The sequence below is a fragment of the Streptomyces sp. WAC05292 genome (assembly GCF_003949955.1).
GTDB lineage: Bacteria > Actinomycetota > Actinomycetes > Streptomycetales > Streptomycetaceae > Streptomyces > Streptomyces globosus.
On the sequence record NZ_RPSE01000259.1, the window covers coordinates 1 to 8,940 of the forward strand.

Sequence of the window (8,940 nt, forward strand, 5' to 3'; positions counted from 1 at the left end):
GTACGGGAGGGTCGGGCGGCCCGGCGGGCGCGGGCCGCTCCGGGGCGGCCGGCGGGTCCGGGGCCGCGTTGGCGGCGGCGTACCGGTCGGGGTCGGCCGGGGGTGCCGCGGAGCCGGTGCCGCGGCGGGAGGGGGCGCCGGGCGGGCGCCCGTGCTCGTCGACCATGGCGCCCTCGTCGGGAAGCGGCGCCGGGCCGGCCTCGCGTGCGCGGGCGCGGTCCGCGCCCGCCCTGTCTGCCGTGTCCATGGTCCGCTCCTGCCCGGCGGCGGCCCCCGCACACCGCCGGGCGGGGAGCCGGGAAGCGTGCTCCGTGCCACAGTGGAGTAGTCGAGGAGACTGCCAAGGGAAGCCTCATGGACGAGACGGACCGAACACTCGAGCAGCTGCTCGCGGGGCTGACCGCCGTACGCGACGGCAACCTCGACACCCGTCTGCCCGAGGACGCGGGCGGGCTGCCCGGCAAGATCGCCGCCGTCTACAACGGGATGGTGGCACAGCTGTCCCTCGTCACGACCGAGGTCACCCGGGTGGCCGAGGAGGTCGGCGGGCAGGGGCTGCTCGGCGGGCAGGCGCGGGTGCCGCCGGTCGGCGGGGTGTGGCGGCAGCTGACGGCCGGTGTGAACAGCATGGCCGACAACCTGACCTCGCAGGTCCGCAACATCTCGCAGGTGGCGACGGCGGTCGCCCGCGGCGACCTCACGCAGAAGATACGCGTGGACGCGCGCGGGGAGATCCTGGAGTTGAAGGAGACCATCAACACGATGGTCGAGCGGCTCTCCTCGTTCGCCGAGGAGGTCACGCGCGTGGCCCGCGAGGTCGGCACCGAGGGCAATCTGGGCGGGCAGGCCACCGTCCACGGCGTGTCGGGCACGTGGAAGGACCTCACGGACAACGTCAACTCGATGGCGAACAACCTGACGAACCAGGTCCGCAACATCGCGCAGGTCACCACGGCCGTCGCCCAGGGCGACCTCACCCGCAAGATCGACGTGGACGCGCGCGGCGAGATCCTGGAGCTCAAGACCACGATCAACACGATGGTGGACCAGCTGGGTTCGTTCGCCGCGGAGGTGACCCGCGTGGCCCGCGAGGTCGGCAGCGAGGGCCGGCTCGGCGGCCAGGCCGAGGTGGCGGACGTCTCCGGCACGTGGAAGCGGCTCACCGAGAACGTCAACGAACTGGCCGGGAACCTGACCCGCCAGGTCCGCGCCATCGCCGAGGTCACCGGAGCGGTGGCGCGCGGCGACCTCACGCGGACCATCGCCGTGGACGCGCCGGGCGAGGTCGGCGCGCTGCGCGACAACATCAACGCGATGGTCGAGTCGCTGCGCGCGACGACCCGCGCCAACGAGGAGAAGGACTGGCTGAAGACGAACCTGGCCCGCATCTCCAGCGGGATCCAGGGCCGCCGCAGTCCGGCCGAGGTCGCCGAGCTGGTCATGCGCGAGGTGCCCCCGCTGGTGCGGGCCCAGTGCGGCAGCTTCTTCCTCGCGCAGGAGGGGCCCGAGGGGACGGAGCTGTCGGCGATCGCCTCGTACGGGCTGCCCGACGGGGCCCCGCCGGGGGTGCGCCGCGTCCGGATGGGGCAGTCGCTGGTCGGGCAGGCCGCCGCCGACGGCCGCATGCTCCTCGTGGAGGACCTGCCTCCCGGGTACGCGCGGATCTCCAGCGGTACCGGGTCGGCCGACGCCTCGGTGCTGATCGTGCTGCCGATCGTGGTCGAGGGGCAGGTGCTGGGCGCTCTCGAACTGGCCTCGGTACACGCGTTCGCGCCGGTGCACCGGGACTTCCTGGAGCAGTTCACGGAGCTGCTCGGGGCGAACGTCGCCGCGCAGATCGCCAACGCCCGCACCGACGAGCTGCTGGAGCGCTCGCAGCAGCTGACCTCGGAACTCAGCGCCCGCCAGCAGGAGATCCAGGCGCGGCAGCGGGAACTCCAGGACAGCAACGCCGAGTTGAAGGAGAAGGCGGCACTGCTGGCCGACCGCAACCGGGACATCGAGCGCAAGAACCTCCAGATCGAGCAGGCCCGGCAGGAACTGGAGGAGCGGGCGCAGCAGTTGGCGCGCGCCTCGCTGTACAAGTCGGAGTTCCTGGCGAACATGAGCCACGAGCTGCGCACGCCGCTGAACAGCCTGCTGATCCTGGCACAACTGCTCGCGCAGAACGCGGACGGGAACCTGACGGAGAAGCAGGTGGACTACGCGACGGTCATCCATTCCGCCGGCTCCGACCTGCTCCAGCTCATCAACGACATCCTGGACCTGTCGAAGGTGGAGGCGGGCCGCATGGACGTCCACCGCGAGCCGGTGTCGCTCCAGCGCGTGCTGGACTACGCGGAGGCGACGTTCCGGCCCGTCGCGGACGAGCGGAAGCTGGACTTCACCGTCAGCGCCGCCCCGCGGGCCGGGGCGGGGCTGGTCACCGACGAGGGCCGGCTGCGGCAGGTCCTGCGCAACCTCTTGGGGAACGCGCTGAAGTTCACCGAGCGCGGCGAGGTGTCGCTCCGGGTCGAGCAGGCCGCGCAGGCGGAGGTCCCGCTGCCGCTGCGCGGTGCCGGGCCGGTGCTGGCGTTCCGCGTGGCCGACACGGGGATCGGGATCCCCGCCGACCGGGTCGAGTCCGTCTTCGGGGCGTTCCAGCAGGGCGACCGGGGCACGGCGAGGGCGTACGGGGGCACGGGGCTCGGGCTGTCCATCAGCCGGGAGGTGGCCCGGCTGCTCGGCGGCACGATCACCCTGCAGAGCAGCGTCGGGGTGGGCAGCACCTTCACCCTGTACCTGCCGGAGGCGGTCGCCCGGGCGGAGCAGCCGGCCCGGCCCGCGGCCGGGGACGCGGTCGGCGGCACGGCGGTCGGGGGCGCGCCGCCAGAGACGACCGAGGCGCCCGAGACGGCCGAGACGGCCGAGGCGGCCCTGCCGCCGGCGGCGGACGCGCCCGGAGCGGGCGCCGGGACCGTCCTCGTCGTCGACGACGACAGCCGGAACGTCTACGCGCTCACGGAGATCCTCAAGACCGCAGGGCACGAGGTCCTCACGGCCGACAACGGCGCGGCGGGGATCAACCTGCTCGCCTCGCACCCGGAGGTCGACCTGGTGATCATGGATCTGATGATGGCGGGCATGGACGGCTACGCGGCGACGCGGGCGATCCGCGCGATGCCGGGCCGCGGGTCGCTCCCCGTCGTCGTGGTGACCGCGAAGGCGATGCCCGACGACCAGTCCGAGGCCATGGCCGCCGGTGCCTCGCACTACCTGACGAAACCGGTGGACCCCGACGAACTCCTCGCCACGATCCGGACGTGGCTGGGGACCGCCGACACCTGACCGCCGTTCCCGGGCGGGGTTGCCGGAGGGACGCCCGGGCAGACGCACACGGAGATCGACCCCGCGATGCCCGCACATGGCGGGGCCGCGGACGGCGGGGGTGCCGGCCGGTCCCCCCGCACCATGGAAAGCCTCGGCGCCACCGCCACCGCCACCGCCACCGACAGGGAAGGCCCCGGAGCCGCAATGAGCGTGCCGCGCAGTGGACTGGCCTCGGCCGTCGCGGAACTGACGGCCGAGGTGTCCGCCCTGCACGCCGAGCGCGGGCGGCGCCGGCTGGTCGACCTGGCTTCGGGTGTACTGGCCGGGCAACTGGCCCTCTCCCCCGTCGAGGCCACCGACCACCTCCTGCGGCTGGCGGCGTCGATGGGCCTGTCCGCGGTCGACCTGGCCGCCGACATCGTCAACGCGGCCGCCGGAACGCACGTCTCCGACGGGCCCGCCGAAGCGGTGGACCGGACCGCCGCCGAGGCCCGCCGCGTCCGGCGCGGCATCGCCGCGACCGCGTCGTCGGACACCGCCGCCGCGGCGGCGGCCGCCCTGTTGGAGAACGGCCTGCACCGGCTGGGCGCCGAGGCCGTGTACCTGTGGCGGCGCACCCCGACGGACTGCCTGGAACTGGTCGGAGAGGCCGGCGCCGACCCGCAGGAGGCCGCCCACTGGCACTGGATCCCGCCCGAGACGGGCGGCCCACTGCACCGGGTCCTGGCCGGCGGGGAGGCCGCCTGGCTGCCCTCGGGCCCCGGGCCCGGGGAGCGGCTGCCCGGCGGGCGGCCCGACGCGGGGCGGGCGCTGCTGCCGCTGGAGGCGGGCGGCCGCACGGTAGGGGTGGCGCTCGCCGTGTGGCCCGGTCCGGCGCCCCTGGACGCGGCCGCGCGGGACACCGTCGCGACCCTGTGCACGCCCGCCGCGCACCACCTGGACGCGGCGGACACCGGGCGGGACGTGCCGCCGCAGCTCGCCGCCCTGCTGGCACAGCTGGACCATCCGGGCGTGGTGATCTGCCCGACGGCCGGGGACGGCCCGCCGGCGGCCGGGGGGCTGCCCGCGCACACCGTGGACTACCTGAACCCGGCCGCGCTCCGGGAGCTGGGGGCCTTCCCGTCCGCCGTCGGCCGGCCGGCCGCCCAGCTGTACCCGTCCGTCCACGACGAGCTGGTGGGGCTGATCGCCCGGGCGAACGCGGCGGGCTCTCCGCAGTACGCGCCCGCTCTGCCCGGCCCCCGGCCGGACGCCGCAGCGGGGACGGAGCCGCCCCGGCCGGAGATGGCCGAAGTGCGGGTCCTCCCGCTCGGGGGCGGGCGCGCGGCGGTGCTGTGGCAGACGGGCAGCCCGCGCGGGGCACCGCTCGCCCGCGCGCTGAACCGGCTCGACCGGCTGGCCACGTTCGAGGACGACACGGCCGGCGGGTCGGTCTGGGGCCCGGAGGCGTACGCGGTGTTCGGCCTCGACCCCGCCGGCCCGCCGCTTCCGCTGCGCTCCCTCGGCAAGCGGCTGCACCCCGAGGACACCGTCGTCCTGGACGACCTGCTGGCGTCGGTCACCGACCTGCACGCCGGCGGCCGGTGCCTGGTGCGGGTCTACCGGCCCGACGGCGGGGTGCGGCACGTGCGGATCGCCGCCGAGCCGGTCCTGGCGGGCTCGGCACTCGTCGGCATCGCCGGCGTGTACCAGGACGTCTCGGTGCAGCACCACACGGAGCTGGCGCTCACCGCCACCTTCGAGCAGCTGTCGGCCGCCCAGGCCGAGGCGGCCCTGCGCGACCAGCTGGTGCTGCGGCTCCAGCAGGCGATCGTCCCGGAGGCGCCGTCGCTGGAGACGCCCCCCGGGCTGCGGGTCGCGGCCCGCTACCGGCCGGCCGCCGTGGAGGACCGCGTCGGGGGCGACTGGTACGACGTGCACCCCCTGCCCGGGGGACGGGTGCTGGTGACGGTCGGGGACATCGCGGGGCACGGGATCGGAGCCGCCACCGCGATGATCGCGCTGCGGGGCGCGCTGCACGGACTGGCGTTCACGGGTGCCCCGCCGGAGCAGCTCATGGGCTGGCTCAACGACGTCGCGCTCGGCACGCCGGGCCAGCCGACGGCGACCGCGGTGTGCGCCCTGTTCGACCCGGCGGACCGCACCCTGGCGTGGGCCGGTGCCGGGCACCCGCCGCCGCTGCTGCTGCGGAGCGGCCGCGCCCGGTTCCTCGACGGATCGCAGAACGTGCTGCTCGGGGCGCTGCCGGGGGCCGCGTACGAGGGGCGGGAGACGCAGTTGGAGGCCGGCGACACGCTGCTGCTGTACACGGACGGGTTCATCGAGCGCCGGCACACGGGGCTGGACGAGAGCCTCGCCTCCCTCCAGGTGGCCGCGGAGCGGCTGCGTCCGGGCCTGGTGGAGGACCAGGCGGACCAGCTGATGGGGGCGGCCGAAGGGGACACCGAGGACGACACGAGCCTGGTCGTCGTTCAGGTGTCCTGATCCCCGGCCCGGCCGGCGGTCAGGGCCGTGTCGAGGTCGGGGTGGACGCGGAAGACGCCGTCGGCACCGGTGAGGTGGAACATCCGGGCGACCTGCCGGGTGGGCCCTGCCAGTTCCATGGCCCCGCCGGCGGCGCGCGCGACGAGGCGGGCGCGGAGCAGGATGTTCAGGCCGGTCGAGTCGCAGAACCGCAGCCGGGACAGGTCGACCAGCAGGTGCGGGGCGCCGCCCGCCGCCGGGGCGTTGAGCGCGGCCTGCAGGGCGTCGCGCAGGGGCTCGGCGGTGTCGTGGTCGAGTTCGCCCGCCAGCAGGAGGACGACCGTCCCTGCCTCCGGCCGGACCTCGACGGCGAGGGCGTCCCGCGCTCCGTCGCCGTGTGCACCTTCCCGACTTCCGGCCGGCGGCGTGACCATCGAAACCTCCCGGGGGAAGTGCGGGTCCGAGCTTCCTCGGCCGCCTACCCCCGGCGGACCGCGGCATGCACCGGGCGCGGCCCCGGTCGGTGCCGGGGGCGGAAGGGGCGGGCATACTGCGGGGGCACCGCATCGCACGCCTTCCCCTGTGAGGTCATCTTGAGCGGCACAGCGCCCGTTTCCACCCTCGACGGCTGGCGCCGGGACCGGTTCTCCCGGAACGGTACGGCCCACGACGTGTACGAGCGGGGCGTGGGGCCCGGCGTCGTACTGCTGCCGGAGCTGCCCGGCATCACCCCGGAGGTCCTCGGGCTCGCCCGGCACCTCGCGGACAGCGGGTTCACCGTGGCCGTGCCGTCGCTGTTCGGGACGCCCGGCGCCGCCCCGTCCGCGGCCCGTGCGGCGGCCGTCATCGGGCGCGCCTGCGTCTCCCGCGAGTTCCGGGCCCTCGCCCTGAACGCCCGGCGGCCCCTCGCCGACTGGATACGCGCCTTGGCGCGGGATCTCGCCGCACGGACGCCGGGACCCGGCGTGGGCGTGGTCGGCCTGTGCTTCACGGGCGGTTTCGCGCTCGCCGCGGCCGTCGACGACTCGGTGCTCGCCGCGGTCGCCGGGCATCCGTCGCTGCCGCTGCCGCTGGGCGCCGCGCGCCGCGCGGACGCGGGCCTCTCGGAGGAGGAGCTGCGGAACGTGGGCCGGCGCATGCGGGAGGACGGGCTGTGCGTCCTCGGGGCCCGGTTCACCCGGGACGGCCTGGTCCCCGGCGACCGCTTCGCGACGCTCCGGGCCCGGCTCGGCGACGCGTTCGAGTACATCGAGCTGGACTCCGGGCCGGGCAACGCGGCGGGCTTCGGCCGGAAGGCGCACTCGGTGCTGACGCGGGAGGTCCGGGAGGAGGAGGGGCATCCCGCGCTGGCCGCCCGGGAGCGGACCGTGGAGTTCCTGCGGCGGCGCCTGGCCCCGCTCCCGGACCCGGGCAGCGGCTGAACCCCGCCGCCGCCCGGCGGATCCGGCGGCGTACGGGCCGTCGCGGTCAGGTGTCGACCGCCGCCAGCCACACCTGGAACTCGGTGTCCCCGTCGCCGATCTGGGCGTAGTACTGCAGGACCAGGTGCCGGCCGTCGACCTCCCAGGTGGCGGACCACTCGCCGTCGCCGCTGCGCAGGCTGCTCCGCGCCCCGGGAAGGGGGTCGCCGAAGGCGGCGCGCAGGCGCCGTTCCAGGGTGCGGGTGATCTCGTCGAAGCAGGCCTGGGTGCGGTCGAGGAGGAAGGGGTACTCCGCGATCCACTCCCCGGCGAGCCACTTGGAGGCGATCACGGCGAGCGCGCCGTCCCGGACGCGTTCCAGGTCGTGGGCGTCGAGGTCGGACAGGTCGTACGGGTCGTCGCCTCCGAAGATCAGCGAGCAGGGGTGGAAGGGGCGGGCGGGCGCCGCCAGCAGCTGCCGGGCGGCCTCGGCGGTGTCGCCGTCCCAGGCGCCGTCGTGGTCGATGCAGTGGCGGACGCCCCCGGAGAGCCACGCCTCCGGCGGCTCGAAGGTTCCGGCCTCCGCGACGACGCTCCAGACGGCCGCGCCGGAGGCGTCGCGGAGGGTGGCCGCGGCGCCGTCGGCGGTCGCCTCGGTACGGCACGCGTCGCGGCCCTCGCGGTCGACGTGGGCCACCGCCCCGTCGGCCGTGAGGAACGGCGCCAGGCCGTGTCCGCCGTCGAAGCCGGTGATCCAGCCGTCGTCGTCGGTGACGGGTTCCGGGTGCGGCACGGGGGTGAACCGGCCGTCGGTGCGCAGCACCCCCCACGCGGGCGGCTCGCAGGCGCGGGCGACGCAGGCGCCGCCGGCGTCGAAGCGGTCGGCCCACTCGTACACGGCCGGGACGGCCCATCGGCCGGCCGCGTCGCGGAAGCCGCGCCGGTGGCCGTCGCCGACCTTGACCAGGCCGCAGGCCGGTACGTCGTCCATCTCGTTCTCGCGGCGCAGCACGGTGTTCCCGCGGGCGTCCACGTATCCGGTGGAGGAGCCTTCGGCGGTGTCCGCGCCGGCGTAGGCGAGGCCGCTGTCGTCGAAGGCGTTCAGGATGCGGTAGCGGGGTTCGACGACCCACTCCCCCGCGGTGTCGATCAGACCCCATTCGGTGCCGACGAGGACGGGGGCCGTCCCGGCGGCGTTGAAGGGCCGCGCACCGTCGAAACGGGCGGGAACGGCCATCCGGCCGGCTCGGTCGACGTAGCCGCAGAGGCCGTCGGCGAGGCGGACGGCGCCCAGGCCGACGGGCCCGAACAGGCCCGCCTGGAGGTAGCGTCCGCCGATGGCGACCGTGCCGTCGGGGGTGGCGTAGCCGACGCCGTCCGGGGTGCGGACGACGGCCAGCCCGTGCCGGAAGGGTCCGGCCTCGGTGAACCGGGCCGTGACGGTGGGGGCTCCGGTGGTGTCGGCGTACCCCCACAGCCCTCCGGAGAGGAACGGGGAGAGCCCGAAGTCGTCGAAGTCTCCGGCGTGTTCCAGGTGCGGCTCGGCCCGCCATGCGCCCTGCCCGTCGAGGTAGCCCCAGCGCCCGGCGAGGTCCGCGGCGGGGGCCGTCCAGCCGCCGCGGCCGTCCGGGTGGAACCGGCCGACGGCGGCGAGTTCGGGCGGGCGGACGAGCCGGCCCCGCCGGTCGACGAGCGCGAGGCGCCGCCCGAAGGGGGCCGCGCCCTCGACGGGGACGGCGTACGGCGGGGGCGGGGCGGTGTGCATGGC

General features: G+C 76.0%; 5 protein-coding genes and 1 pseudogene. 3 read left to right on the forward strand and 3 right to left on the reverse strand.

The genetic code is table 11. The annotated features are described in order from the left end of the window. Nucleotides 1-247, reverse strand: a pseudogene (locus tag EF903_RS22985) (hypothetical protein); the annotation flags it as partial. A 107-nt stretch (nt 248-354) separates the two neighbouring features. Here EF903_RS22985 and EF903_RS22990 point away from each other — a divergent pair. Next, nucleotides 355-3,327, forward strand: a complete 2,973-nt coding sequence (locus tag EF903_RS22990) for a HAMP domain-containing protein (RefSeq protein ID WP_125546090.1) — start codon at nt 355-357, stop codon at nt 3,325-3,327. Nucleotides 3,328-3,450: 123 nt separating this feature from the next. Beyond that, entirely contained in the window at nt 3,451-5,793 is a 2,343-nt protein-coding gene (locus EF903_RS22995) for a SpoIIE family protein phosphatase (protein ID WP_260615808.1), read from the forward strand. Here the strand turns inward: EF903_RS22995 and EF903_RS23000 are convergent. After that, on the reverse strand, nt 5,781-6,206 hold the full coding sequence (locus EF903_RS23000) for an STAS domain-containing protein (protein WP_125546092.1): 426 nt from the start codon (nt 6,204-6,206) through the stop codon (nt 5,781-5,783). The genes EF903_RS22995 and EF903_RS23000 overlap by 13 nt on opposite strands. Nucleotides 6,207-6,365: 159 nt before the next feature. Between EF903_RS23000 and EF903_RS23005 the strand changes: the two genes are divergently transcribed. Continuing rightward, nucleotides 6,366-7,193, forward strand: coding sequence for a dienelactone hydrolase family protein (locus tag EF903_RS23005; protein ID WP_125546094.1), 828 nt, complete (start codon nt 6,366-6,368; stop codon nt 7,191-7,193). A 46-nt stretch (nt 7,194-7,239) separates the two neighbouring features. Here EF903_RS23005 and EF903_RS23010 read toward each other — a convergent pair. Continuing rightward, a partial coding sequence (locus tag EF903_RS23010) for a WG repeat-containing protein (RefSeq protein WP_148142556.1) occupies nt 7,240-8,940 on the reverse strand: 1,701 nt, incomplete at its 5' end.

Bases quoted from the DNA above. Each gene is read 5' to 3' on its own strand.
- EF903_RS22990 (WP_125546090.1), top strand. From the start codon at position 355: ATGGACGAGACGGACCGAACACTCGAGCAGCTGCTCGCGGGGCTGACC.
- EF903_RS22995 (WP_260615808.1), top strand. From the start codon at position 3,451: ATGGAAAGCCTCGGCGCCACCGCCACCGCCACCGCCACCGACAGGGAA.
- EF903_RS23000 (WP_125546092.1), bottom strand. From the start codon at position 6,206: ATGGTCACGCCGCCGGCCGGAAGTCGGGAAGGTGCACACGGCGACGGA.